This window comes from Candidatus Palauibacter sp. (genome assembly GCF_965222475.1).
GTDB lineage: Bacteria > Gemmatimonadota > Gemmatimonadetes > Palauibacterales > Palauibacteraceae > Palauibacter.
This window is the reverse complement of record NZ_CBDCUB010000002.1, coordinates 108,177-133,670: the sequence shown is the minus strand read 5'-3', so window position 1 is coordinate 133,670 and position 25,494 is coordinate 108,177. Positions and strand designations below refer to the sequence as shown.

Annotated in this window: 17 protein-coding genes and 2 pseudogenes; 4 read left to right on the top strand and 15 right to left on the bottom strand. The window is 67.6% G+C overall.

The window, feature by feature from the left end; genetic code table 11:
* Positions 1-13 precede the first annotated feature (13 nt).
* The 5 genes from ACOQPP_RS05940 to ACOQPP_RS05920 all read right to left on the bottom strand — a co-directional run bounded on the left by ACOQPP_RS05940 (position 14) and on the right by ACOQPP_RS05920 (position 7,804).
* Positions 14-4,219: a hypothetical protein gene (locus ACOQPP_RS05940; RefSeq protein ID WP_420636018.1), complete on the bottom strand. Its 4,206-nt coding sequence runs from the start codon at positions 4,217-4,219 to the stop codon at positions 14-16.
* Complete coding sequence (locus tag ACOQPP_RS05935) at positions 4,216-5,448, bottom strand: ATP-binding protein (RefSeq protein WP_420636017.1); 1,233 nt, start codon at positions 5,446-5,448, stop codon at positions 4,216-4,218. Before ACOQPP_RS05935 ends, ACOQPP_RS05940 begins: the two co-directional genes overlap by 4 nt.
* Positions 5,449-5,556: 108 nt before the next feature.
* Entirely contained in the window at positions 5,557-6,570 is a 1,014-nt protein-coding gene (locus ACOQPP_RS05930; protein ID WP_419163867.1) for a YpdA family putative bacillithiol disulfide reductase, read from the bottom strand.
* Positions 6,571-6,675: 105 nt separating this feature from the next.
* Positions 6,676-7,320, bottom strand: a complete 645-nt coding sequence (locus ACOQPP_RS05925; protein WP_420636016.1) for a hypothetical protein — start codon at positions 7,318-7,320, stop codon at positions 6,676-6,678.
* Positions 7,321-7,402: 82 nt separating this feature from the next.
* Positions 7,403-7,804 carry a hypothetical protein gene (locus ACOQPP_RS05920; RefSeq protein ID WP_420636015.1) on the bottom strand — a complete coding sequence of 134 codons (402 nt, stop codon included), beginning with the start codon at positions 7,802-7,804 and terminating at the stop codon, positions 7,403-7,405.
* 212 nt (positions 7,805-8,016) lie between these two features.
* Between ACOQPP_RS05920 and ACOQPP_RS05915 the strand changes: the two genes are divergently transcribed.
* From ACOQPP_RS05915 to ACOQPP_RS05905, 3 genes are all read left to right on the top strand, one after another.
* The gene (locus ACOQPP_RS05915) at positions 8,017-8,799 is read left to right on the top strand and encodes a class II aldolase/adducin family protein (RefSeq protein ID WP_420636014.1); all 783 of its coding nucleotides are present in this window, start codon (positions 8,017-8,019) and stop codon (positions 8,797-8,799) included.
* A 138-nt stretch (positions 8,800-8,937) separates the two neighbouring features.
* On the top strand, positions 8,938-9,141 hold the full coding sequence (locus ACOQPP_RS05910) for a hypothetical protein (protein ID WP_419163869.1): 204 nt from the start codon (positions 8,938-8,940) through the stop codon (positions 9,139-9,141).
* Positions 9,077-9,541 (top strand): type II toxin-antitoxin system VapC family toxin, encoded by a 465-nt coding sequence (locus tag ACOQPP_RS05905; RefSeq protein ID WP_419943554.1) that lies wholly within the window; start codon positions 9,077-9,079, stop codon positions 9,539-9,541. Before ACOQPP_RS05910 ends, ACOQPP_RS05905 begins: the two co-directional genes overlap by 65 nt.
* 100 nt (positions 9,542-9,641) lie before the next feature.
* Here the strand turns inward: ACOQPP_RS05905 and ACOQPP_RS05900 are convergent, their stop codons facing one another.
* From ACOQPP_RS05900 to ACOQPP_RS05865, 8 genes and pseudogenes are all read right to left on the bottom strand, one after another.
* Positions 9,642-9,932, bottom strand: a complete 291-nt coding sequence (locus tag ACOQPP_RS05900) for a hypothetical protein (RefSeq protein WP_419163870.1) — start codon at positions 9,930-9,932, stop codon at positions 9,642-9,644.
* Positions 9,932-10,559, bottom strand: a pseudogene (locus ACOQPP_RS05895) (FAD-dependent oxidoreductase). Before ACOQPP_RS05895 ends, ACOQPP_RS05900 begins: the two are co-directional and overlap by 1 nt.
* A complete protein-coding gene (locus ACOQPP_RS05890; RefSeq protein ID WP_420636013.1) occupies positions 10,556-11,443 on the bottom strand; it encodes a hypothetical protein in 888 nt (295 codons plus the stop codon). Before ACOQPP_RS05890 ends, ACOQPP_RS05895 begins: the two are co-directional and overlap by 4 nt.
* The gene (locus tag ACOQPP_RS05885; RefSeq protein ID WP_419163872.1) at positions 11,440-12,510 is read right to left on the bottom strand and encodes a hypothetical protein; all 1,071 of its coding nucleotides are present in this window, start codon (positions 12,508-12,510) and stop codon (positions 11,440-11,442) included. Before ACOQPP_RS05885 ends, ACOQPP_RS05890 begins: the two co-directional genes overlap by 4 nt.
* Positions 12,511-12,620: 110 nt before the next feature.
* The gene (locus tag ACOQPP_RS05880) at positions 12,621-13,829 is read right to left on the bottom strand and encodes a winged helix-turn-helix domain-containing protein (protein WP_420635104.1); all 1,209 of its coding nucleotides are present in this window, start codon (positions 13,827-13,829) and stop codon (positions 12,621-12,623) included.
* Positions 13,826-14,020: a hypothetical protein gene (locus ACOQPP_RS05875; RefSeq protein WP_420636012.1), complete on the bottom strand. Its 195-nt coding sequence runs from the start codon at positions 14,018-14,020 to the stop codon at positions 13,826-13,828. Before ACOQPP_RS05875 ends, ACOQPP_RS05880 begins: the two co-directional genes overlap by 4 nt.
* Positions 14,021-14,281: 261 nt before the next feature.
* A complete protein-coding gene (locus ACOQPP_RS05870; protein ID WP_420636011.1) occupies positions 14,282-16,615 on the bottom strand; it encodes an ATP-binding protein in 2,334 nt (777 codons plus the stop codon).
* Between the two features lie 128 nt (positions 16,616-16,743).
* Positions 16,744-17,978 (bottom strand): annotated as a pseudogene (locus tag ACOQPP_RS05865) (IS256 family transposase).
* Between ACOQPP_RS05865 and ACOQPP_RS05860 the strand changes: the two are divergent.
* A complete protein-coding gene (locus tag ACOQPP_RS05860) occupies positions 17,896-22,386 on the top strand; it encodes a leucine-rich repeat domain-containing protein (protein ID WP_420636010.1) in 4,491 nt (1,496 codons plus the stop codon). The pseudogene ACOQPP_RS05865 and the gene ACOQPP_RS05860 sit on opposite strands and share 83 nt — an antisense overlap.
* A 108-nt stretch (positions 22,387-22,494) precedes the next feature.
* Here ACOQPP_RS05860 and ACOQPP_RS05855 read toward each other — a convergent pair whose 3' ends face one another.
* Entirely contained in the window at positions 22,495-23,265 is a 771-nt protein-coding gene (locus ACOQPP_RS05855; RefSeq protein WP_419163842.1) for a SprT-like family protein, read from the bottom strand.
* 22 nt (positions 23,266-23,287) lie between these two features.
* The gene (locus ACOQPP_RS05850) at positions 23,288-25,447 is read right to left on the bottom strand and encodes a prolyl oligopeptidase family serine peptidase (protein WP_420636009.1); all 2,160 of its coding nucleotides are present in this window, start codon (positions 25,445-25,447) and stop codon (positions 23,288-23,290) included.
* Positions 25,448-25,494: the final 47 nt, after the last annotated feature.

Below are 25,494 nucleotides of genomic sequence, written 5' to 3'. Positions count from 1 at the left end.
AACCCCGGTCGGATCATGGACCGGCGGTGGCGTACTTCCCGGACGGACTTACATCGATCACGACCATGCTGATCTTCGCGCGCTGCTCGGGAGACAGCTGCGCTTCAAGTCGCTCCTTCAACTCGGCGGACGTCTTCGGCAGGCGTCCAACAGGGGGAACGGTCGTCCGGTCCCGTCCGAACCAGAAAACGACATAGAGGCCGTATCCTTCCGATTCCGGTGCCCGCGTGTACTTCGCGATGAGTTGCTCCTCGGCGGACCGCCACACTTCGCGGTGTGTGCTCTTCTTGAGTTCCAGCGGGATGGCGACCCCTGACCCCAGGGCGACTCGAATGTCTGCCCGTTTGTCGTCGGCGTATCGAACTTCAGGTGAAGCGTCCAGATCGTAGGGACGGAGGATCTTCTTCAGGTCGGAGAGAAGAGTATCCCTGCAATCCTCCTCGTGCTGCGGGGCGGTGGGCCGCCGCGATCCGGGATCGCGGTGCCAATACTGAAGCCAGTCGTTCGTCTCACCGTCCCGGATGTGTCCCGCAAGTCGCTCCAACGCGTTGAGCAGCAGGGCGACCAGATCTGCGGCGCTCCTTGGGGGTCCGCCCCTCAGCGTGTCCTGGATGCTGGCCAGAGCAGGCGCTTCGTGCGTCGCCCGACGCCGTCTCGCGGCTTGCTGGTCCCGCGCGTGAGCGAGTTCTCCGCTCCATGCGCTCAAGCCCGGATTGGAGATCAGCGACTTCAGGGCGGTGGCGGTCTGCTCGTCTGTACGGCCGGCGAGGCCATTGATCCAGGCCGACATGACAGGTTCGAACTTCAGCCGGGCCGGCTGGTCGTGCCCTATGAAGCCAGCGCGCTCCGGTGGGACGAATCGCGGCAGCCGACTCCCGAAGACCCGAATCAGGGTGGCAAGTTCGTCTGCCTCCCAGGCTTCGGCAGGGATTCGGATGCGCATCCAGCGATCGTGCGAAACGAAGAAGTCCGCAGCATGACGCACGCGCACGTCGCTCCCGCTGCTGAGGAAATCCGTGAGTTCCGGCAAGCACTGTTGTCTGGCGACGAACAGTCCGGCACTCAGCCACTGGGCTCGCTGGGCCACATCCATGCCGCGACGTTCGAGCCGTTTGAGGACCAGTTTCCGTAGTGCAGCGGCCGACATGTTCCTTGTGGCCAGGGCCGCCCACAGCGCCACGCGCAAGGCTTCGCACTGCGGCCCGCTGCACCGGCTGGGGAAGACGGTGAACAGCCGGCTGACGGCGAGCGCCGCCACCCGCCCGTAAGCGGAATCGAAGGCCAGAGCCCAGAGGTGAGGCTCCGGTGACTGTTTCGCGCGCACGCGAGCCCGGTGTACCGCCACGAGAGCGTCCGCCACCGCCCCCGGGCGTGAGGCAAGTGCTTCGAGATACCACGCAGGTCGAGTCTCCGCTCGTGGTCCCGCCAGGAGCGACGAGTGCTTGCCGGGCATGTGTGAAACGAAGTAGTAGCCCAGCGCGCGCCTAAGCTGCTTCGCGTCCAGACGGTCCAGCGGGTCTGTTCCCGCGCGTTCCCCTTCCGCCAGTCCCGCGAGGAAGGGAAGGGCGAAGTAGGACATTTGGTTGGTCTCGTGCAGGTGGACCGTCTCGTCCAGGTCGGGCAGATCGTCCCGGTCCAGCAGGCTGCGGAACCCTGACAGCGTCGCGGCCACGAGCGCTTGGTCGTCCCCAAGCTCCGATCGGAGTCGCGTGACCGCCGTGGCTCCCGATCCCTCCTCCGCGAGCGCCTCAAGATATCTCTGGGCAAGGTCGTGGAGCATGGCAGGCGGGCAGCGGCCTTCCGCGAGTCCCGCCGCGTGTTCGCGAACCGACGCCCCATACTCCTGCTGCCGTTCTCGAACGCGGGCTTCAAAGGCGGCATGGCGCTCTTTCCAAGCGGTGTCCTCGCGTTCCCAGCGGGCTCTCGCCTGCGACCGATCGTCGTTCCACGCCTCCAGGACCGGAGTCCCCCGCACCGCCCGGGCGACTTCGTCATCAGCGAGGGCGGACCCCCAAGCGGGTTTCTCGAGGACCGACCACGAGGCAAGTTCTCGCGCGACCTCCGGTTGCGTTGCCGCCAACTCCACTGCGGTGTCCAGACACCACTGACGGAACCCACGAGGTGGATCCTGGCCCAGGAACTTGTCTCCGACCGATCCATCGAGCCGCCGCACTCCCATCTCGGTTGCCTTCTCCGTCAAACCACGCAGGAGGAGCCTACGCTGGGTGTCCACGCGCGACTTTAGCCAGGTCTCGATTCGATCTCCGGCATCGGAGAGGAGACCCCGCGTCACGATGTTACGGCAATGAGCCGGCATCAGGCCCGGGTGCTGCTGACCGGCCTCCACGAGACCGAACCAGACGTAGAGAGCTTCAACACTCAGATCGTCGCCGAACAGGTCGAGCCCGCGGGCGAGCAGCTCCAGCACGACATGCTCGAACCCGTGCTCTTCGAGCCGCGGGATCGCTTCCGATGCGCGACTGCACAGCGAGTCGAGCAAGTCGCGAACCTCCGTCTCACCCGACCGGTCCACGAGATCGATCCAGAACTTCTGGTAGACGTCGTACCGGCGGGTGACCGGCGGGACCGCCAAGTAGTCCCAGATCTCTGCGGGCGGCATGTCCTTCGGATACAATCGGTCCAGCAGGGTGCCGAGCAGCCTGTTCGCGTCGTCCGATACGCGCCCTTCGGCGAGCAAGCCGCGCATTGCGGAGCTTCTGGCCGGGTCGTCGCGGAGAACGCGGTCGAAGGCGACGAGCGCCCGGCACCGAACATCGGCGCCCCACGTGGAGTCGCGGAGGATATCCTCCAACCTCTGGCGGTCGGCCTCGGATTCGGCATCAGGGGCGATGCGGTCGTCCGTCCCCCGGCGACGAACGCTTGCCGAGAAACCGGAGAGCAGAAGCCAAACGAGATTCTGCCGGGCTTTCGAGCGCTCCGGAGACGACGTCAACCGCCAGAGTTCCGAGCGGCCTCGGCCCCCGGCCAGAGCCCCGAGCGCGACCGACGCGGGCCACGCGGTCGTTAGGGCGATGCTGCCTTCGAGGTGCCCGAACACTTCCCTCCGATCCTCGGACGTGAAGCCGCTCGCATCGCCATCGAACGCCACGGCGACTGGATCCGCTTGAATCAGCGTTCCCCGGGCAGCGGGGTTGAGAGCGGCGAGCCAGGCGGCAAGCCCCCGGAGGTCGGGCAGGGGAATCCCGTCGTGACCCATAACCAGCGACAGCGCGCGCCTGACGGTGACGCCTTCGTGGGATCGGATCCGTTCGTTCAGATATCTGGCGCCCAGGAACTCGGCCAAGAGTCGATGAGTCGGAGCTCGGAACGCGGCGGGACCACGGAATAATCCGGACTCCAGAGCGGCGAGCAGGGTATCGCGGTCCCCACCCTCCACTTCATGGAGGGAGAGGATGCCGGGATCGTCCGTGTCAGTTGGCGTCCACCCACCCTTGCCCGCGATCAACATCAGCGCCGACAGCTCTCCGGCCGCGCTCAGAACCGCCTCTCGGGAGGGCCGCGCGATCCCCCGGCGGGCGTCCCGGTGTTCAGGGTTTCGTTCCCTGGAAAGCTCCCGGCAGGCGCGCCCGAACGCTTCCGTGGGGCTATCGGGCCAGCCGGCCGCGCCCACGGAGTCGAGGAGTACGCCGAGCAACTGCGGGTTCCAAAGGAAGGAATCCATCCCGTGCTCGAAGGCCTCGATCATGAATGCGTTGGCGTCGTCTCTCCGCAGGGAAACGATCTGCCGAACGCCCTCACGACCCAGTGGGTTCAGCTGGAGGACCCGAATCGGTTGACCTGTCAGGGAGGCAAGCTCCCGGCGGTCTCCGTGCTCCAGCCAGCTGCCGGTACGGCACGACAGGCGGAACGGCGGGTTCCCCAGCGTCTCGATCCGGGTCAGGACCTTGTCCAGTGGCGATCTCGGATCCGCGCCGCCAGCGCGCACCTCGTCCAGTCCGTCGATGAAGAGCGGTCCTGCCTGCCACTCGGGGTGGCTCTCGAGGTCCCGGTTCATGAACCGTCGGGCCGGGATCGGATCGGGAGCCCGCACCCGTTGGGCTTCCGTCTCGAATGCCGTGCTCTTGCCCAGACCCGGCTCCCCCAACAGGACGTAGCTGTGGTCCGAGCGGAAGTCGGCGAGCGACAGGCCCTCCTCGCCGAACCGCTCGTCGTCCTCCGGCTCGACCAGGCGGACGGTGCGAGGTGCGGGCGAGTTCATGTCTCGTCCAGCCAGTCGTCGGCGCTCAGCGAGAGGAACTCGTTGAGGGGAATCCCGCCGGTGCCCACCACCAGCGTTCCGGCGTCCGGGAAGCGGTCGGCGAAGGCGTCGAGGCCGGATGCCTTGCTTGATTTCCCGCTCTTGACCTCGATCCCGAGTAGATGGGGACCGCGCGCGACGACGAAGTCGACCTCGTGCGGAGGGTCGCGCCAGAAGTGGAGCCGGGTCGCCGTGGCGCGAGTGTTGTGCAGGTGCGCGCCCACAGCGCTCTCCACGAGCCGGCCCCAGTAGGACCGATCGGCCCGCGCCTCTTCGAACGTGTAGCCCGACGGCGCCGTCATCAGCGCCGTGTCTAGCACGTTGAGCTTCGGGGACGACGCCCTCCCCAGGTGCGGAGCGGGTGTGTAACGGGATAGCCCGGTCACCAGTCCGGCGTCGGAAAGAAGATTGAGGTAGCGCGCCAGGGTCGTCGTGTTGCCGGCGTCCTGTAGCTGGCCCAGCAGCTTGTTGTAGGACATGAGTTGGCCGGAATACCGAGGCGCCAGGTCCATCAATTGGCGCATCAGCGCCGGCTTCGTCACCCGTGTGAGGCCCACGATGTCCCGCTCGATGACGGGCGCGACGATGGCGCACGCAATGTGATCCCGCCAAGCCACGAGTCGTTCGGATCCCGGCCCGGCCGGCAGCGCGCCCGGGTAACCGCCGAAGTAGACGTATTCGTCCACGGTGAGATCGAACGCAAGCGCCATCTCCCCGAGCGACCAGTGCGTCGCCGGCATGGGGGTGAAACGCCCCGCGAGGCTCTCGTTCAGTCCGGTCAGCATCTGCCACGGGGCCGACCCCAGGATGACGACCCGCAACTTGCGTTTCGCCCGGCGGTCTCCATCCCAGAGTCCCTTGACGACGTTGGACCAGCCGGGAATGTGCTGGATCTCATCGAGAACCAGGACGAGGCCCCGGTCCAGACGTTCCGCCGCGCGACGGGCTCGTTCCCAGGTCCCGACCAGCCACTGCTCGTCTCGGGCACTACCGGTCGGGATCGCATCCACCCCGGCCAAGAGTCCCGGCGCTTCGGACTCGTCCGGCGTGGGGTCATCGAGCGGCACGTACCAGCACCTCCGCCCGGCCGCCTCCAACCGGCTTCGTCCTTGGCGGGCGATCGTCGTCTTGCCCGTCTGGCGCGGTCCCGTGATCGCCACGATCCGCATCGTCGTGTCCTCAGTCAGCAACCGCAGAAGTCGGTTGACGTGAGGACGTTCGTAGGCAGCCATGCGGGATATGATACGTTATTGAGTAAACTTACTCAAATACGTATCTGGCGAACCGCAAGGCCGGGGTCAGCGGGGCCTGTTCACCAAGTGGGCGGCGATGAGGGCGCCGTGCTCGCGGCCGTTCTCGATGAAGATCTTGTTGGCGTTATAGCCTGCGGCGATCACGCCGGCGATGTAGACGCCCGGCGCGGTCGTCTCCATGGTGCCGGGGTCGTGCGCGGGGATGCCCGTCTCGGGATCCGTGGGGACGCTTAGGGCGGTGAGCAGGGCGGCGTCCGGCCGCCATCCCGTCATCGCGAGCACCCAGTCGTTCGCGACCTCGGTCTCCGTCCCCGTCGCCTCCTCGATGATGGTGGCCGTTCCGGGTCCGAGGCGGGCGACCCGGGACTCCCAGTGCATCGGGATCTCCCCGCTCGCGATCCGGTTCTCGATGTCCGGGCGCACCCACGGCTTGACCCCCCGGTCCACCGTGTCGGCGAAGTGGACCATGCGGACCCGGACGCCGTTGCGGTACATGTCCAGCGCCGCTTCCACGGCGGAGTTCCCGCCCCCCACGACGATCACGTCCTGATCGAACAAGGGGTACGGCTCCTTGTAGTAGTGGATGATGCGGTCGCCCGCGTCTCCGGCTTCGAGCCCCAACCGGTTCGGCTCTCCGAACCCTCCCGTGGCGAGGACGACCGCCCGCGACGTGATCCGGCTTGCCCGTCCGTCGCGTGTACGGATGGAGAGCGTGAAAGCGCCTTCCCCTCGCGTGATGCCCGTCACCTCCTCGTATTGGCGGACCTCGACCCCGTGGTGGGCGACGACCTGCCGATAGTAGGCGAGCGCCTCGCGGCGGGTGGGCTTGGGATCGGGAATGGTGAACGGTACGCCGCCGATCTCCAGCCGTTCCGCGGTGGAGAAGAAGGTCATGTAGGAGGGATAGTGGATCAGTGACTCGGTGACGCATCCGCGGTCGAGGATCGCGTAGCTCAGCCCGCGCTCCTGCACGGCGATCGCCACGGCCAGGCCACAGGGGCCGGCCCCGACGATGGTTACGTCAAGCGGTTCCGACTCGGCGATGGAATCCTGGGGCACCCGCACCTCTCCGGAGAACTCGTGAGCGCGGGATGGTAATCACTGAACCGGAAACGGGGAACCGGGAGGGGGTCAGCCGCCTTCCGATCCGGTTTCGTCTTCGGCCTACGGCTCGATGCAGACCGGCTGGCGTTCGATCAGCGCCGCGCGGTCCTCGTCTTCGATGGCCTTCCACGCGTCCGGCGGCGTGCCTACGAACGCGTAGCACGGGGGAGCCGGCACGGAACCCCCGAACCCGGCCAGCCATTTCTCGGTTCCCTCCACCCTCGCCCCCCACCCTTCATCGGTCTCGGCCAGTTCGACCCGGAAGTACTCGGGCAGATCGTGGTCGGAGAGGGCACCGAAGCCGGACAGGTTGTCGAGTTGCCGGGCGTAAGCTCCGCGCGCCTGTCGGTGGTTGTCCTGCGCCGCGATCAGGGCCTCGAGGCTCGCGATCTGACCTTTGCGGGTGCGCTCCGCCCACTCCTCGGTCAGCACATAGGTTGCGCCGTTTCGGACCTGGATTCCGAAGTGCTCCTCGATCCAGATCCAGCACACGATCTCCACCCAATAGATGTCGTAGTCCGTGTAATTCCACTCCGACGGATCACCATCGAACGGTTTGTGATCGATGATCAGGACCGTCTCCGGCATGCCGGGATCTCCGCCCGCGCGCTGGGCACACTTGTGCGAGTCCGGCGACCCGATCTCGCTCCCGAGGTGCAGGGCCCCGCCGGAGACGAGCAGGAGTGCGGCGACGATGTTCGGCATGAGATCTCCCCGCGGAATCCTCCACCAACCTTGGCTTCCACCCCGCGAACGACCAGAGCGGCGGGGTTGTGACAGCGGAGCGTCATGTGCCGTGACTCTCCGCCGCGGGATGTCCCTCGCGCGCTGCGCGCCTGAACAGGAAGGCCGATCCGACCCAGAGCGCGACGAAGACGGCGTTTGAGCCCAGGATCTCGAACACGGATGTGACCGGGGAATGGTGCTCCCCGGTGATCAGCGCGATGACGGCGACCGACGCCTGCGCGAGTGCCGTTCCGAGCAAGGTGCGCGCCATTCCCCGTGGCCGGAGACGGGCGACGATGGCGCCTACGATTCCGACGGCGAGCACTCCGGCGTACATGAGGTCGGCGGAGTCACCTTCGGCCCCGATGAGGCCGACGGCTCCGATCACCCAGACCAGGATGAATGCCGTCGCAAGTGCGGCGCCGAGGCCCAATCGGTATGCCGACGTTGTTCTCACTCTCATTCGCTTCTCCCCTCGCCGCCGCACCGCGTCACGTGTCATGGCTGTTTCGGGCTCTAGCCGGCGGAGCCTCGATGCATGGGACATCCGCTCACTCCTGGAATGTTGCACACGGAATGTAATCCCGGCGCTGTGGGTGAGCGGACGCCGCTTGATCCCTCGGGGGCCGCGGGTGAGTTTTGGCGGAGACTCCCAACGCCCGAAGGAGGCAGGTGATGAGCACGGTCGAGACCGCTTTCGCTCCCGCTCCGTCCCCGACGGAAGCCGGCATGGACGACGCCGCGATCCGGCGCGCGCGCGTCGATTTCGCGGCGGTGCACCGGATCATCGTGCACGAGAACATGCACGAGGGCACCTGGAACCACTTCAGCTGCAAGGTGCCGGGGAGGCCCGGACACCTGCTCATCACGCCCGGGCAGATGCACTTCTCCCGCGTGACGGCCAGCAACCTCGTCGAGGTGGGCCCGGACGGGGGTCCCGTGGGCGGGGAAGGACGGCTGAACGTGAGCGCGTGGGCGATCCACGCGCCCATCCAGCGCGCGCGCCCCGATATCATGTGCGCGTTCCACATCCACGCCCCGTACAGCACCTCGCTCGCCTCCATCGACGGCTGGAGACTGGACGAGCGGGGGAGCCAGAACGCGGCGGTCTTCTACGGGAACTGCGCATACTTCGGGTACGAGGGGATCGTCACCGAGGCGGACGAGGGCGAGAGCATGGTCGAGGCCCTCGGCGACAAGCGGGCGCTCTTCCTCGCGAACCACGGCGTGCTGGTCGTCGGCGACACGATCGAGAAGACGATGCTGTGGCTGTACCAGCTCGAGCGCGCCTGCATGAACGAGATGCTCGCGCTCCAGACGGGTCGCAGCCTGCGGCGGATCCCGGTCGAAGCGGCGCAGCACAACGCCGACATGTCCGTCGAATCCATGGGCGAGGCCGGCTACCTGGAGGGCATGAAGGAAGTGCTGGACGCCGAAGGCCAGGACTACGCCACCTGACCCCCCGCGCCCTCCGGGAGGAGGATGCCGGGGCTTGCACAGCTTGGGTAAGTCGTCCATCTTACCCTCATGCGAACCACTATCTCCACAAAGGGGCAGCTCGTACTCCCGGCTGAGCTTCGGCGCCGAGACGGCGTCGTGCCCGGCCAGGAATTCGAGATCAAGCGGCTCGGGCGAGGAGTCTACCGACTCGCTCGCGCCCCGGCGGCGGTGAACGAGGGTCTCGTCGACCACCTCATGGCCTGTCCCGCGAAGGGCTGGTTCGTACCGGTTCCGTCTGATTCGACCGCCGACCTGCCCGCTCCGGGAATCGAGGAGCCGGCCGATTCGATACCTCGTTGACGCGAACGTCCTTTCCGAGGCGACCAGGACGAGACCTGATCCGCGCGTCGTCACATGGTTGCGGAACCACGAACCGCAGATCGTCGTCAATCCGGTCGTACTCGGAGAAATCTGGTACGGAATAAGATTGGTGGCGCCCGGGAAGGGTCGCGAGGCGCTCGAGTCGTGGTTCGAGGAGGCCGTTCGCAGGATTCAATGCGTCCCGCTGGATGCGAACACGGGGCTCCGCTGGGCGGAACTCCTGGCGCGTCTCCGTTCCCGGGGACGGCCGATGCCCGTCAAGGACAGTTTGATCGCGGCGACCGCCCTCGCCCGCGGGCTGGTTGTGGTCACGCGGAACCGAAAGGACTTCGAGCCTGCGGGAGTCGAGATCCTCGACCCATTCGAAGGTGGCGATTAGCCCCGTCACGACCTGGCCAACTGTCCGAGAACCCGGCTTGCGATGTGTTCGCCGATCGCCAGGCAGGCGGTCGCGGCGGGGGAGGGCGCGTTGAGCACATTCACGACGCCAGGCGCCGAAAGCCTCGGTAGCTCAGCGCTTCCAGCGCGTCCGGCACCCGCCCGGAGAACCGGCCGTAGGCCTCTCGACCCCAGGCCCACACCGCGTTCGGGCCGAGTTCGACGCGCCCGGCCACGTTGCGCGTGAAATGAGCGCCCAGATGCGGCAGCCGGGGATCCGGAACCGGGTAGATGTGGCCGCGCACGCGGTCGGCCGCGGCTCCGGAGAGGCCCCAGTATTCGCCCCGGAAGGGGAGGACGCGGAGGCGGGGATCGTGGCCGAGGAGCCGCATCACCCGGTCGACGTGCAGCCCGGCGCAGTGACGACGACGCGGGCCTCGATGTTGCCCGGCGGCCCCACGAGGCGGGTGCGGGTCGGGGTGCGGCGGGCCTCGCGCACCTCGAAGCCGGTGCGGATCTCGTGGCCGGCGCGGGCCAGGTCCGCCGCGAGGGCACGCGCCACGTCGGCAAAGTCGACCGCCCCGGTGGCAGGTACGTGGAGCGCCTCGATGCCGCCCGCGTGCGGCTCGCGCTCCGCGATTCCGTCCGGGCCGATCCGCTCCATGGCCGCGCCGTTGGCCGTGCCGCGCCGTTCGAGTTCATCGAGGGCCGGGAGCTGATCGCGCGATGTCGCGACCACGATCTTGCCGGTGCGCGTGGTCGCGATGCCTCGTTCGGCGCAATACCCGGAACAGCCGGGCGCTCCCTCCAGTGCAGAGCCGCGCCTTTAGCGACCCGGGCGCGTAGTACAGACCGGCGTGGATGACGCCGCTGTTCCGGCCGGTCCGGTGTACCGCGACCTCCGGTTCCTTCTCGAGCACCGTCAGCGAGAGGTCCGCGCGGGTGCGCCGGATCGCGTCCGCCACGGCCAGCCCGACGATGCCGCCTCCGACGACGGCGATGTCGAGCGGTTTCGTCATCCGCCTCCCGCGCCAGCCCTCGTTCCGACGATGCATTCGGGGGTCTCGCCGCGGACCCAGGCGGCGAGCATCTGCCACTCCGGATCGTCCATAGAGGCCCAGCGTCGAGGGCCGCCGTGGAAATAGTCCCCGCCCGCGTTGGGAGCGAGGGGATGCGTCAGGAGCCGGCTCATCATCGGCTCGCCCGGCTCCACGTAACGGCGGGCGATGGCGAAGTTGCCGCGGGATTCCTGCTGGTCCCAGAAATCGCGACCCTCGGGGATGTGGCGGGCGAAGCCGCGGGCGCCGGATTCGTGACAGTGGATGCACTCCACGTCTCCCGGGCGCTTGTCGAGGAAGACCCGCTGTACGCAGTCCCGGAAGAAGTCGAAATCGAGTCGGGGCGGAGCCGGGCGCTCCACCGGATCGGCGGCCGCCACCCAGTCGGCCATCGTCTGCCATTCCGGGTCGGACTTCGATTCGAAGAACTTCCCCCCCACATGAAACGGAGCGCCTCCGGCCGCGACCGTGAGCGCCTTTCTCAGAAACCGGCTCCGATCCGGGTCGCCCGGCATGACGAGACGGGACACGACCTCGAAGTTCCGGCGGGAATCTTCCTCCGACCAGAACACCTCGCCCTCATCCGTCTCGCGGAGGCGCTCCAGGCGAAGCGGCGTCCCCTGTTCCGCATGACACGTGACGCAGGGCGCCCGTCCAGGTCCCCATCCGCCGCGGTCCGCGAGGAAGATGGGTTCCACGGTCTCGCGGTAGCGTTCGAAGCTCAGGGGTTCCTGACCCATCGCCTCGCTGGGGCCGGGAGCCGACGCCATCAACGCGAGGACGAGCGCGCGACCGAACCGCCGGCGAGAGCCGGTCTCCGGCCGCAGGGGCACACCCGATCTCACGGGAACACCACCGTCTTGTTCCGTTTCGGCGTCTGCCCCACCGGGATGCGGGCGATCTCCCTCATCTCCTTCGTATCGACGACCGACACGTCGTTCGACCCCGCGTTCGCCACGTACAGGTAGCGGCTGTCCGGCGTCATCGTGAGCCAGTCGGGGATGTGGCCGACCTCGACCCCGCCCACGTACTCGAGGTCGGGGAGCGACCACGCGTAGACGTGTCCGTTGGGCTTGCTCGTCGACCACAACTGGCGTCCGTCCGGCGACACCGCGAGCCCGTGTCCCGGCGATCCCTGCAGCGCGTCGTTTGTCACCCGCGAGATCGGGAGGCTGGGCATGTCCAACTTCCGCACGACCCTGCGTTTCTCGAAGTCGACCGCATACACACCGTGGTAGTTCGAGATCTGGACGAACAGTCGCTTCGTGGACCCGTCCGGATGCGCTTCGAATGCCATGGGACGCACGCCCCCATCTGCATAGCCACCGGTGGTGCGCCCGCTGAAGTGGAGCGACCAGATCGCCTCGTCGATCGAGGTGTCGATGATCGTCAGCGTGCGCGCGCCGATCATGCCTGCCGCGACGTGCCGTCCGTCCGGCGACATGAACACGTTGTGCACCGTCCCCAGCGTGGGGATCGACTTCACGACCTCGCCCTTCTCCAGGTCCACGACATCGACGCAATTGCAGTCCGCAATGATCGCGACGTAGACCTTCCGGCCGTCATTGGAGATCGCGACGTTGTGCGGCCGCCCCGAGAGCGGGATGCGCTCCACGACCTTCATGACGTCGGTGGGGACGATCTCCAGCGTGCGATGGATCTCGTTGCTGAAGTAGAGCGTCGCGCCATCCGGCGCCGCCGCGACCCCGTGCACCTTGGGGATCCCGTCGATCACCTGCACGACCCGGTTCGTCGCCGGGTCGATGATGTGGACGTTGTCCCCCGCCGAGTTCGTCTGGACGATCCGCAACTTCCCGGACTGGGCCGCGGCCGGCGCCGCGAACAAGACCGTAAGCGACGCGAGGAGGACCGGGAGTCGAACTTCGCGGCTTACCGAGAGATGAAGTCTCATTCCGTGGACCTCCTGTGCTGGCGGCAGTTCGGTCTCGCACGCTACCCCGTCCGCACCTTTTCCTCAGCCTCCCCACACGGTACGCCATCCCGTCCGGCGTGGTCCAGCCTTCACCGCGAAGACATCTCCATGTCGGCGACACCAAGGAAGTCCGCCAGATCCGCGATGGTTTCGTCCAGCCTGGCGCGAAAATTCCCAGTCGGTGCGAAGTCGGGCTCGAAGTGGAGTGCGCGGATCTCGAGCAGTCTCCGGTCGCGGTGCAGTTTCGGGTCGAGGCGGCCCACGAGGCGGCCGTCGTGCAGGATCGGCAGGACGTAGTAACCGTACTTCCGCTTCGCGCGGGGAACGTAGATCTCGAGGGTGTACCTGAAATCGAGGAGTTCGGCGGCCCGCTTCCGCTGCCAGAGCAGGGAGTCGAAGGGGCAGATGAGCGCCGTCCCGGTGGGCTCGGAGAGGTCGCCGATCATGTCGAGGTGCGCGGGCAGGGCGTAGCACGGGCCGGTGAGGCCCTCCACCTCCACCTCGGCAATCCGCTTGTTGCGGAGATTACGGGCGATCGCCCGACGCCTCTCGGCCGCGTTCAGTTCCGGCGCCGTGAAGTAGTTGACGAGGTGCCGTTCAGGAGCGATGCCACAACCGGAAAGCCCGATGAGGAGCCAGCTGTCCTGGTACTCCGTCGGCGACGCCACGGGCCCCTCGGGATAGACGCGCTCGGCCAGGTCGTAGATGCAGCGGAAATGACGCCGGTCGCTCACGGCGAGCCGGCCGTCGTGCCACAGCAGCTTGAGCGACCGTTTGTCCTCGCGCCGTCGCCACCCGAGAGAATCCGTTTCCTCGCCAAGTTCCTCGGGCCGCGGCGCAAAGTCGGCGCTCTCCAGCGGCCCCCCGGCGCGCAGCCGCCGCAGCACCCGCCGCTTCGACGCTGTCGACGTGGCGTACCGGTCCCACCACTTGCGGCTCGACCAGCTCGGGGGCGGGAAGCGGCGCATGCGCCGGCGGCCCAGCGGAAGATGTGAGATGGGGAGGATCGAGGCCTCGTGTCCCCAGTACTCGTACGCCAGCCGTTCCCCGTACACCCAGCGGTCCACACGCGTCCGGTCGTAGGAACCGAAACGGCTCCAGAGCGTGAGATAGTGGGCGCGATCCACGACGTTCACGCTGTCGAGTTGAAGCGCCCCCGTCCGCTCGAGGTGGTCGACGAAGGTGCGCCGGTCGAGCGGCGTGGAGCCCCGCGACTGCACGAGACCTTGCCGGTGCAGCCACAGCCGGACCACCGCGTCCCGCGAGAACCGGGGAGGTGTCCGGCGGATCGGTGTCATTCGGGCGTCCGCTTCGAGTGGTGGCGTGGCCCGCTGCCTGGTTTGGCGAGGCGGAGTTCGTCGAGCGGGACGTAGTAATGGACGTGGCGGCGCCCGTTGGACCCGAGGTCGCGCCGCGCGTCCTCCGCCAGCACGCTGCCGCGCTTCGTGATTCGGTTCCCTTGGCCGGTCAGGAGCCGACCCCGAAACATGAGCGCCACACGGGAGCCGACCCCGATTCCATGCGAGCCGCCCGTGTGGACCCAGGTGAAGTTAGGCTCCAAGACGTGCGGGGACCGAGCGGGGGCATCGTGTTCCCGATCCCGAGCATCATCCCACCTCCCAGTGGGCCTGCCGTCGTGGGCTGCGCGCGCTGCCCACCGCCCGTCCAACATACCGAAGATGCGCGCGGTGTCCGAATGCCCAGGGTCAACATCTGTTGGTTCCTGGGTCCGGAGGCGAACAAGCCTGAGTCACCGGGGCGACGACGAGTCCGGGGGAGGGCAGCGGTAGCCGACCCCGCGCTCGGTGAGGATGTAGGTGGGCGCGGCAGCGTCGTCGCCGAGTTTTCCCCGGAGCTTCTTCACGACGGTGCGCACGCGTCCGGTGTCTTGCAAGTACCAGTGCCCCCACACCTTGCGGAGGAGCGCCTCGGTGGTCACCACCCGTCCTCCGCTTGCGAGGAGGATGCGAAGGAACTCGAATTCGATCGGCGTAAGAAGGATCTTGCGGCCGCCCAGGTTCACCCGGCGTCGTCCGCAGTCCACGGCCAGATCCCCGAGCACGAACGTCTCGGGCTCGGCCCGGCGCCGGAGCGCCGCGCGGATCCGCGCCACGAGTTCGGTGGGGGAGAACGGCTTGACGATGTAGTCGGCCGCGCCGGTCTCGAGCGCCCTGGCGATCATTTCTTCCCGCCGGTAGCCGGAGATGAAGATGACCGGGAGATCGGCCAGCTCCGGGACCCGCCCCATGACTTCGATCCCGTCGGTCGAGGGAAGCATCAGGTCGAGGAGAACGGGGCGGGGCTTCTCGGCCCGGATGATGATGGAGAGCTCATTGGGGTCGCCCGCCACGATCGGGGCGTAGCCCGCCCGGGAAAGCACGTCGCGCACGTAGCGGAGCGTCTGGGGGTCGTCGTCGACCACGAGGATCCGGGTCTTCTCCCCCCTCTCTACGGACGGGGGCCGATCATCGGACGGGGCTTCCGCGGGTGTCTCCGGGGCGATCGGGACTGTGAAGGTGAAGCGCGCCCCGAGGCCCGTGCCTTCGCTCTCGGCGCGGATGCGACCGCCGTGCGCTTCCACGAGACCCTTGCAGATCGTGAGACCGAGCCCCGTGCCTCCCGCGAGCCTGGTCCGCTTCCGGAAGAGGTTGGGAAGCCGGTCGGGCGGGATCCCCCGGCCCTGGTCCGCGACCGAGATCGAGACGTACCCGTCTTCGCGCGCTCCCTCGACCCGGATCGGGGGCGACGGACCGGCGTGCTGGGCCGCGTTCGAGAACAGGTTGCTCAGCACCTGGACGATGCGTTCGGGGTCCGCCATCACCCACGGCAAGTCCGGAGGAAGGTCGACAATGATGGCGTGCTGGCCGCCGCCGCTCAGGAAAGCGGTCCGGGCGCGGTCCACGAGCGTCATGATGCTCGTGGGCTCGGGCGCGACCGTGAGCGTGCCCGCTTCAATGCTTCCGGCGTCAAGCAGGTTCGAGATGAGACCGCGCATGAGGTCGGCCTGTCCGTCGATGATGCGGAAGAACTGAAGCAACTCGGCGCTGGGCGGAACAGGCAGAGTTCCGAGTACGGTAGCCGTCGAGCCCTTGATCGAGGTGAGCGGTGCGCGAAGCTCGTGGCTCACCATGGCGAGGAACTCCGCCCGCTGCCGCTCAAGCTCCTCGAGCGGAGCGAGGTCCTGCATCGTGACCACGACCGACACGGCCTCTTCTTTTCCCGAACGGATGGGAGTGGCGTTGATGAGCGTCCGGACGCTCCTGCCGTCGGGTACGGAGAGCTCGATCTCCTCGGCCCGCAGTGCTGCGGCGCCGTCGAACTGCCGAGCCAGAGGCAACTCCCGGAGCGAGATCTCCTGCCCGTCCGTGAGTCGCGCGGTGAGGACCCCCAGCAGTTGCTCCGCCGGGTGTCCCGGTGTGCGCAGGCCGTCGACGATGCGCCGGGCCTCACGGTTGACCGACACCGCCCGGCCGGTTCCGGCGTCAAAGACGACAACGCCGACCGGCGAGGTCTCGATGAGCGCTTCCAGGTCGGCCCGCGCCCGCTCGACCTCCCGGTGTGTGCGGGCATTTGCGATCGCGGTCGCCGCCTGCGAGGCGAACAGAGTCAGGATCTTCTCGTCTTCGGGCGTGAACTCCCCTCCCCCCTCTCCGTCGCCCAGGAAGAGGCTTCCGAGATGTTGGCCGCGGTGGCGCATCGGGGTTCCCAGCAGACGCCTCGATCCCCAGGGGTTTTGTGAAAGGCCGAGCGATCGGAGGTAGCCAGGCAAGTCGGCCTCGCGGAGCGGCTCCGAAAGGTCGCGCAGGTGCGCGAAGAGACGAGGTCCGTCGGGCCACTCGAGCATCTTCCGGCGCTCTTCCGGCGAAAAGCCATCGGTGACGATCTCCTTGACCGCTCCGCGCTCGTCGAGCGTGGCGATCACGCCGTAGGCCCCGCCGGTAAGCGCGCAGGCAGTCTCGATGGCCTCCTCGAGTACGGTCGCCGGATCCAGGCGCGCGTTGATGCGCAGGATCGCCTCGCTCAGCCGGGAGATGCGGTCGTCGGAGCCCGCGTCCCCGCGCCGTGTCGAATCTCGATCGTTCATCGCTCCACTCCCAGTCCAAAGGGTGGTGGGCCGAGCCGGCAGAGCCGCCACCGAGCGCTTGAGGGCGCTCTCAGGACGCTCCCGACGGGTAGAGGATAGAGGTCGGGTCAATAGGTGTGTAAACGTCATCAGGCGGCGATCCTCTCCCGACCCTCGGGGACGGGCTTTCCGTCCTCGAACCTTCTTCCCTCGTACACGTCCCGCAGCAGCTCGGGAGCGTTGAGCTTCCGGAACCGCTTCTCGGCCACCAGCAGGAGCCGCCGGATCAGCGCCGTGGCGTTGTCCACCCGCTTGAACCGCTTCGCGGCCGTCGTGCGGAGGCGGACCGAGGCGAACGGGCTCTCCACCACGTTGGTCGTCCTCAGGTGCCGCCAGTGCTTCTCGGGGAAGTCGTAGAAGGCGGTCATGCGGTCCCAGTCGTCCTCGAGCACGGACACCGCCTTGGACTGCGCGTCCGCGTAGCGGTCCCGGAAGGCGTCTCTCGCCTCCTTCGCCGCCGCCCGCGAGGGCGCGTACGCCGCCGCGCGCGGCATCTCCCTCGCCACGGCCTGCTCCCTTTTCGGCAGCCGGTCCAGCACGTTGGTCGTCTTGTGGTTCCAGCACCGCTGCTCGGCGGTCTCCGGCCACACCGTCCGCGCCGCGCCCCGGATGCCCAGGTTCCCATCGGCGGCGAGGAGCCTCGGCGTCGCCAGCCCCCGAGCCTTCAGGTCCCTCAAGACCGCCGCCCACGACTCCGTCGACTCGCGGTAGCCCGGCGTGACCGCCAGCACTTCCTTCGTCCCGTCGCTCATGGCGCCGATGACGACCGGCAGGGCCGCCTTGTCCTTCTCGAGACCCGCCTTCACGTAGATCCCGTCGGCCCACGCGTACACGAGCTCACGGCCTTCCAGCGACCGCCGGCTCCACGCCTCGTGCTCCGCCGTCCACCTCGCCCTGAGCCGCCCGACCGAGGACTTCGACAACGGCGCCCCGTCGCCCAACAGCCCCCTCAAGGCCAACTCGAAGTCGCCCTCGGCCAAGCCGTGCGGGTACAGCTCCGGGATCAGCTCCCCCACCTCCCTCGTCCGGCGCTGGAACAGCGGCAGCACCCGGCTCTCGAACCGTTCCTCCAGACCCCGCACCCGGGGCCGCCTCACCTCGATCGTCCCCGAACTCATCGCCGGACGACGCGGCTTGCCGTACCCGTTGCGGTAGCCCGGAGGCGCGTCCACCGCCGCCCGCCGCTCCGACTTCATCCGGCCCAGGAGTTCCGTGACCTCCTCCCCGGCGCCTGCTGGATCATGTCCCGCGCCCGCTCCCGCACCCACGCCTCCAGCGTCTCCCACGCTGGCCCGGCCAACCTCTCCCGCTTATCGTTGCCCATGAGGCGACGTCCTTTCTCCGGGTCTCCCCCCGGATCCGCTGTTACTGGTCAGCTGAAAGGTACGTCGCCTCCCTTTTTACACACCTTTTGGTCCTACCTCCTCGCATTGCTGTTCGTGCTGTCCTGCGGGGAGTCACCAACGACACCGGCGAGGCCGCCTTCACCTCCGCCCGCGCCCCGGCCCGCGACCCTCTCGGTAAGTCCGGCGGAGGTGACTCTTGCCGCGCTCGGCGAGACGGCGCGTCTGACTGCGGAAGTGAGGGACCAGAACGGCCAGGTGATGGCCGGGGCGGCCATCGCGTGGTCGAGCAGCAACGGTTCTGTCGCCACGGTAAACGAATCGGGTCTGGTGACGGCGATAGGCAATGGCGGCGCGACGATCACCGCGCGCGCGGGTGCGGCGTCCGGGACCGCAGCCGTGACCGTAGAGCAAATCCCCGCAGGTATCACGATTGCCCCGGGGGCACTGACGCTCGTCGTTGGTGATACATCTGTACTCGAGGCTACGGTGGCTGACGCCAATAGCCATCGGGTGGCCGGCGCGGGCGTCACATGGTCGAGTGCGAACTCATCCGTGGCCACGGTCGACTCGACCGGGCGGGTGGTCGGGGTCGGCCCAGGATCCACCGAAGTCACGGCGGCCTCGGATTCGCTTGGCGCATCGGTGGACGTGGATGTGATCGCCCGTTCCAACGACCGGGAGGTGCTCGAAGGCCTGTACCGGGCCACGGGTGGCGACAACTGGACCGACGACACCAACTGGATGACCGAAGCGCCGCTCTCGGACTGGGCTGGCGTGCGCACCGACCGCAACGGACGAGTCGAAGACCTGTATCTGCGCGACAACAACCTGAATGGCACGATCCCGGCCTCTATCGGCCAGCTCGACCAACTCTTCGCTCTCGACCTGAGCGGGAACTCGCTCCGCGGCCCAATCCCTCCCGAATTGGGGATGCTGAACCGATTGCGCGACTTGTCCCTCGGTCACAACGAGATCTCCGGCTCCCTACCGCCCGAAATGGGCGGCATGACGGGTCTTCGCTATCTGGCGATCTCCAGCACGAACCTGTCCGGCCCAGTCCCCGAGACGTTCGCTCGCCTCGCCTTGACGCGCTTTTACTTCGCCGAGACGTCGTTGTGCGTGCCCCCTTCACTTGTTGCGTGGCTCGCGCAGCTTGAGGACGCGAACGATCCAGTCTCGTGCGTTACCGCCCCCGCGGACAGGGAGGTACTCGTCGCCCTGTACAACGCTACGGGTGGAGCGAATTGGGAATACCGTGACAACTGGTTGAGCGACCTCGCCATCGACACCTGGTACGGCGTTGAAGCCAACGCCGAGGGCTATGTCACGACTCTCTTCCTGCCGGCCAACAATCTGGCCGGGCCTCTGCCTGCGGAGTTGGGCGACCTGGGCCGCCTCGAGGTGTTGAGCCTGTGGGGGAACGATCTGAGCGGCCGGATCCCGCCGGGACTGGGCAGGCTGACGAGGCTGCACCAGCTGACGCTGTCCTCGAACGAACTGGAGGGATCGATTCCCCCCGAACTCGGGAGGCTGGTGAACGTCGACACGTTGAACCTGTCTCGTAACCAGCTTGCAGGACCCATCCCGCGCGAGCTGGACAACATGGTGGCATTGGAGCGGCTGGCGCTCCACAACAACCGGCTGAGCGGGCCGCTGCCGCCGGAGATCGGCCAACTGAAAAACCTCAAGCATCTAGTGCTCAGCGACAACGCGATCGAAGGCCCGTTGCCGCCGGAACTCGGCGACATGGCTTCTCTTGAACGCCTGACTCTTACCCGAAATCAAGTGTCAGGCCCGATTCCGGCCGAACTTGGCAGGCTCGGTTCGCTGAAGCGACTCGAACTTTACGGAAACCAGATCGACGGCCCGATTCCAGCGACGCTCGGGAACTTGACTTCGCTCGAATCGCTGAACCTCGCGAACAATCGCCTGACGGGCGGCATTCCGCGCGAACTGGGCGAACTGTCAAATCTCAGATTCATGGGCTTGTTCGAAAACGCGCTGAGTGGCCTGATCCCCGCTGAACTCGGCAACCTCGAGAAACTCGAGACGATGTCGCTCGGCAGCAATCAGCTCACGGGCGTCATCCCGCCCGGACTGGGGGCGGGGCTCTCCGCGCTTGAGACCATGGGACTCAGCCGTAACAATCTCAGCGGTCCGATACCGCCAGAGTTGGCCGCCCTCTCCTCGCTGACCACTCTGTCGCTCTTCAGCAACAATCTGTCCGGGCCGCTTCCGTCCGAGTTCAGCGATCTCGACAACCTGGAGAACGTGTGGCTCTCGCGTAACCCGGACCTGCAAGGGCTCCTCCCGCGCAGTCTTATGAACATGGAGTCCCTGTCGAGTCTCAGTGTCTTCGAGACCGGACTCTGCGGGCAGCTCGATGGCGAATTCCAGGCATGGCTGGGCCAGATCGACGCAACGCTGGAAGAATGCGATGTGACGCGGGTCGAGCGGCTCGCGCTGTCGGAGTTCTTCGCGCTGGCCGGCGGCGACTCGTGGACCCGGAGCGGCGGCTGGAACACGAGCGCGGGCGTGGACAGCTGGCACGGCATCACCACCAAGGGGGGACGCGTGAGCCGCGTCGCGCTGGCGGACAACGGCTTGACGGGGCCGGTGCCGCCGGAGATCGCGAATCTGACGACGCTGGAGACCCTGGACCTCGGCGACAACCGTCTCGCCGGGGAGTTTCCGATCGCGGTCGCCACCATGGCGGACCTCACCTCGATGCGATTCAGGGGCAACGAGGAAATGGCGGGTCCGCTCCCCTTCCGCCTGACCGAACTCACACGACTGGAAGCCCTGGAATACGAAGACACGGGTCTCTGCGCCTCTCCGGCGATGACGTTCCAGGACTGGCTAGGGCGGATCGATGTCGTGGTCGGAGCCACCTGCGGGAACGCGGATGAGGTCGGATTGTCGCTCCCCGTAGTGTATCTGACGCAGGCCATTCAGAGACCGGCCGACGATGTCCCGTTGATCGCGGGGCGCGAAGCGCTGCTGCGCGTGTTCCTCATGAGCGACGCGCCGTTGGCGTTTTTCGAACCGGAGGTCGTGGCGACCTTGACGCGCGCCGGCGGGGAGGTTCACCGAGTCACGATTCGGCGAGAGGGCGACCTGCTTCCTGTGGCCGTGGACGAATCGGACCTTCGCCATTCCTACAACGCCGTGATTCCGTCAGAGTATATCCGGTCAGACGTCGAACTAGTGGTGGAGGCGGACCCCGGCGGGGTCGTGCCCCGCGCTGCCGGGAGCCAGATTCGCTTCCCGGCCTCCGGCGGCAGGCCGCTGAATGTGATCGACGTGCCCCCCATGGAGTTGACGATTGTACCCGTGCTGGAGGCGGCCGCGCCCGACTCGTCGATCTTTGAATGGACCGACAACATCGACGATGACAGTCCGGAGGTGGGTTTGCTCCGCTATGCCTTCCCCTTCTCGGAGTTCCGGGCGCGGAGCCGGGCGACGTACGTCACATCGCTCGACCTGACCGACCGGGCGGAACGGTGGAGCCTGATCCTCGAACTGGAAGCGGTGCGGGCGATCGAGAATGGCCGGGGCTATTGGTACGCGGCGGCGGCGAGCGTGAACGGAACGGTGCGCGGGCTCGCGCGTCTGGACGGCCGGCTGAGCCTCGGCAAGCCTTGGGGTACGGAGCTCGCCCACGAGGTAGGGCACAACCTCGACCTTCGCCACGCACCCTGCGGGAACGCCCTCGGTACCGATCCGGACTTCCCGCATGCGAACGGAGGCCTCGGTGCATGGGGATACGACTTCCGCGACGGCACGGTGGTGTCCGCGGAGCGCCGACGGGACATCATGGGGTACTGTTACGAACGGAGCTGGCTCAGCGACTACCATTATGAGAAGGTGATCGAATACCGGGCGCGGGTGGAAGGGGATCGGGCGCGGGCGGCCATCGCCGCCGAGTGGCCGAGGTCCGAGATGCTCGTGCTATGGGGCGGCGTCGTGAACGGCCAACTCAGACTCGATCCCGCGTTCCGAGTAACGTCGCCGGCGCGGCTTCCGGAGGAGACCGGCCCGTACCGCATTGAGGGCGTTGGCGGTGCAGGAGAAACAGAATTCTCGCTGCGATTCACGCCGGGAGAGGACCAGTTCGGCGACAAGTATTTCTTCTTTACGATCCCGATCGAGGCCGGCTGGGCCGACTCACTCGACCGCATCACGCTCACGGGGCCGGAGGGTGTGGTGAGCGTGGGTCTGGACGACGACCGGGCGATATCGGTCGTCACCGACCCGGGGACGGGGCGGATCCGCGCCATCCTGCGCGACTGGAAGGGCGATCTCCCGGCCGTGCTGGCCGAGATCGGAGGCCTCGACGTGTCGACCTCCAGGGGGCTCGAAGATGCGGTCAGACGGCGCCGATAGGAAACCGCCGGCCGGCCGTTGGCCCCGGGGCGAAGCCGGTGCTCGAATAGCCGAGGTATTTCTGCGGCACCTGCTCGCAAGAGGTTCGCAGTCAGGCTCAGGAGATGATCACGCCCCCCGGTCGGGTTCGGCGAGTCGGAGCTTGTCGAGCGGCACGTAGTAACGGGCGTAGCGCTGCCCGTCGGACCAGCGGGGGGCCCGCGCGTCCTCCACGAGCACGGTGGCCCGCTTGGTGATCCGGTTCACGCGTCCCGTCAGAGGCCGGCCACGAAAGGCGAACGTGACCCGGGAGCCCACCACGATTCCGTCCCGGGCGGCGCGCTCAGAGCGTGTGATGAGTTGATGGGTGAGCGCCCGATGAAGGAAGAGCCGCCTCGCGATCCCCTGGAAGCGCGACCGTCCGCAATGGCTCTCGTCCCAGCTGAGCCACTCCGCGAGGTGTACCAGTTCGTGCTCGAAGATCCGCTGCAGAGCCTCGAGCCGGTTTCGGCACGGGAGGCCGCATGCCGTCACATCCCGGTCGTCCTCCCCGAACCCGTCGAAGAGAATCGACGTGGCGACCGCGATCTCGAAGCGCGGGGCCCTACCCCGGCGCTCGATGCGGGTGGTCTTGCCCCCCGCGCGCGTCATCCGCCCGGAAAGCCGGAAGGTGAGCGTGTTCGGCCCCAGGATCCGTCCGCACAGACCGTCCAGAAAGCGCCCGTCATAGGCCGCGAACAGGGCTGCGAGATCGTCCGGGCCGATCTTGGTGAAGTTCGGTTCGCGGAGGTCCGAAGACCGGCCGAGGAGATCACTCGCGATCTCGTCCGTCCACGCGCGGGCGGCGGTCTCCCCCGGCTCCCGGGTGAGGAGGAGCCTGGAGAGAGCTTCAGTCGACACGGGGGGGCCGGTGTCCGGCGGCCTAACGCGCCCCGTCCGCGGCCGTGACCGCCTCCGAATCCAGGTGCGTCAGGAACCAGGTCAGGATCCGCTCGGAGACGTCCATGACGAACTTCGGCTCGCGCGGCCCGTGGGGCGTGCGAGGATACACGATCATTTCGGTCGGGATGCCGCGACGGTCGAGCGCCCGGTAGAACTCCTGCCCCTGCGTGAACGGGACGCGCAGATCCTCCGCTCCGTGAATCACCTGCGTCGGCGTCACCACGTTCGCGATGTGGTACATCGCCGAGTGTCGCTCGTAGCGCTCGTAGTCTTCCCAGAACTCGATCCCCATGTGTCCGACGAGATAGTCCTGAATGTCCGTCGTCGTCGTCATGGAGATGAGGTTGGGGAGTCCGGCCCCCATGCTCGCGGCCACGAAGCGGTCCGTCTGCGTGACGGCCCACGACGTCATGTATCCGCCGTAGCTCCAGCCCATGAGCAGGAGACGGTCCGGGTCCGCCACGCCCATCTCGATCACATGGTCGACGCCCGACATCAGATCCCGGAAGTCGCCGTATCCCCAGTCCTGGAAGTTGGCATAGCGGAAATCCTTGCCGTAGCCGGTGGACCCGCGCGGATTCGGCCGCAGGATCGCGAACCCCTGCTGGGCGAAGTACTGCAGCATGTACGCGGCGGGAGCCCCGGTGAAGCTCTGGCTGAACACGCCGCCGGGACCGCCATGCACGTTCAGGATGAGCGGCACACGCTCCCCCTCCTCATAACCCACGGGGTAGGTGAGCAGGCCCTCGATGTCGAATCCCTCGGTCGACCTCCACGAGACAAGCCGGGTCCGGCCCATCTCGGGGCGCGGCACGCCCGCATGGACGTCCGAGACCCGGCTCGGCGCGTACCCGTTCGTGGGGGAGACGAACACATCCCACGGCTCGTCGGGCGTCTGGTATGTGAAGGCCATGTGGCTCGCGTCGTCCGTGAGCGCGACCGAGCCGACCACTCCGTCCCCGTAGGAGATGAACCGCATCCCGCTTCCATCGGCCGAGACAGCCATCACGTGCCGCCGCGTCCCGAGCGATTCGAGCAGGAGGAGTTCGGCGGCGTCGCCCGACCAGCCCAGGATGGACGCGCTCCGGTTGGGCGTCTCGAGGCGCCTGGCCTCGCCCCCGGCGAGGGGCATGACGTAGACGTCGCCCAGCCCGATCGGCTCCGGCTGGTTCCCGGTCGAGACGTACGCGATCCACTCCCCGTCCGGCGCCCAGTGCGGGCTCCGCTCGATGCCGGCCCCGGTCACGAGCGCCGCGACCTCCCCGATCGCCGCCGGGTCGTCTCCCTCGGCGAGGATCTCAGCGATCTCCGCTGCGTCCGGCACTGAGGTCGTCGAGACGTCGCCGCTGAGTCGGCCCGTGTTGATGCGGGGGTCCGCCTGATGCGAGAAGGCGATCTTCTCCCCGTCCGGCGCCCAGCTGAACCCCGTGATGTGGAAGTCACCGGCGGTCAGCCGCACCGGCGTGGCGGGATCGTCCGACTCCGGGTCGATCGCGGCCACGTACAGGTGCGAGAACTTGTAGTTCCGGTCCACGAGGATGACGTCCCGCTTTTCCTCCCTCGCCTTCTTCTCCTCCGCGGTCTGCGGATCCCGCATGAGGAAGGCGATCCGCGTCCCATCCGGCGCCCAGCGATACGTCCCCACCGAGCCCTCCGCGTGCGTCAGTTGCCGGGCTTCGCCACCTCCCAGCGGAAGCGCCCATACCTGGCTTCCGGCTTCCCCCTCGCCCTCGCGGCCGGTCGTGAAGCTCAGCCACCCTCCATCGGGCGAGAACTGGGGCGCCCCCGCGGAGGCATCGCCCCGGGTCCACTGCGCGGGGCGTGACCCGTCGGCGTCCGTCATCCAGATGTGACTCAGATACTCCGACTTCTGTCCCTCCATTAGCGGCTCGCGCACCACGAAGGCGATGCGGGAGCCGTCGGGGGAGATCGCGGTCCCCGAGACCGCCCGGTAGCGCATACTCAGTTCCGGAGACCACCCCGCGTCCTCCTGGGCAGTGGCCCCCTGCGGTGGGACGGCCATCAGCGCGAGGAGCGCCGCCACACCGAGGGTGCGACCGAGAGAGCGGAGGGAGCAGCCGAGAGAGCAACGGATCAGGCGGAGCGGGGTGTCCGAAGTTGTGAACATCCTCGTAACCATCGGGGAGCCTCCTGCGAGTGACGTGGCCGGTCCCGGCATGATGTCCC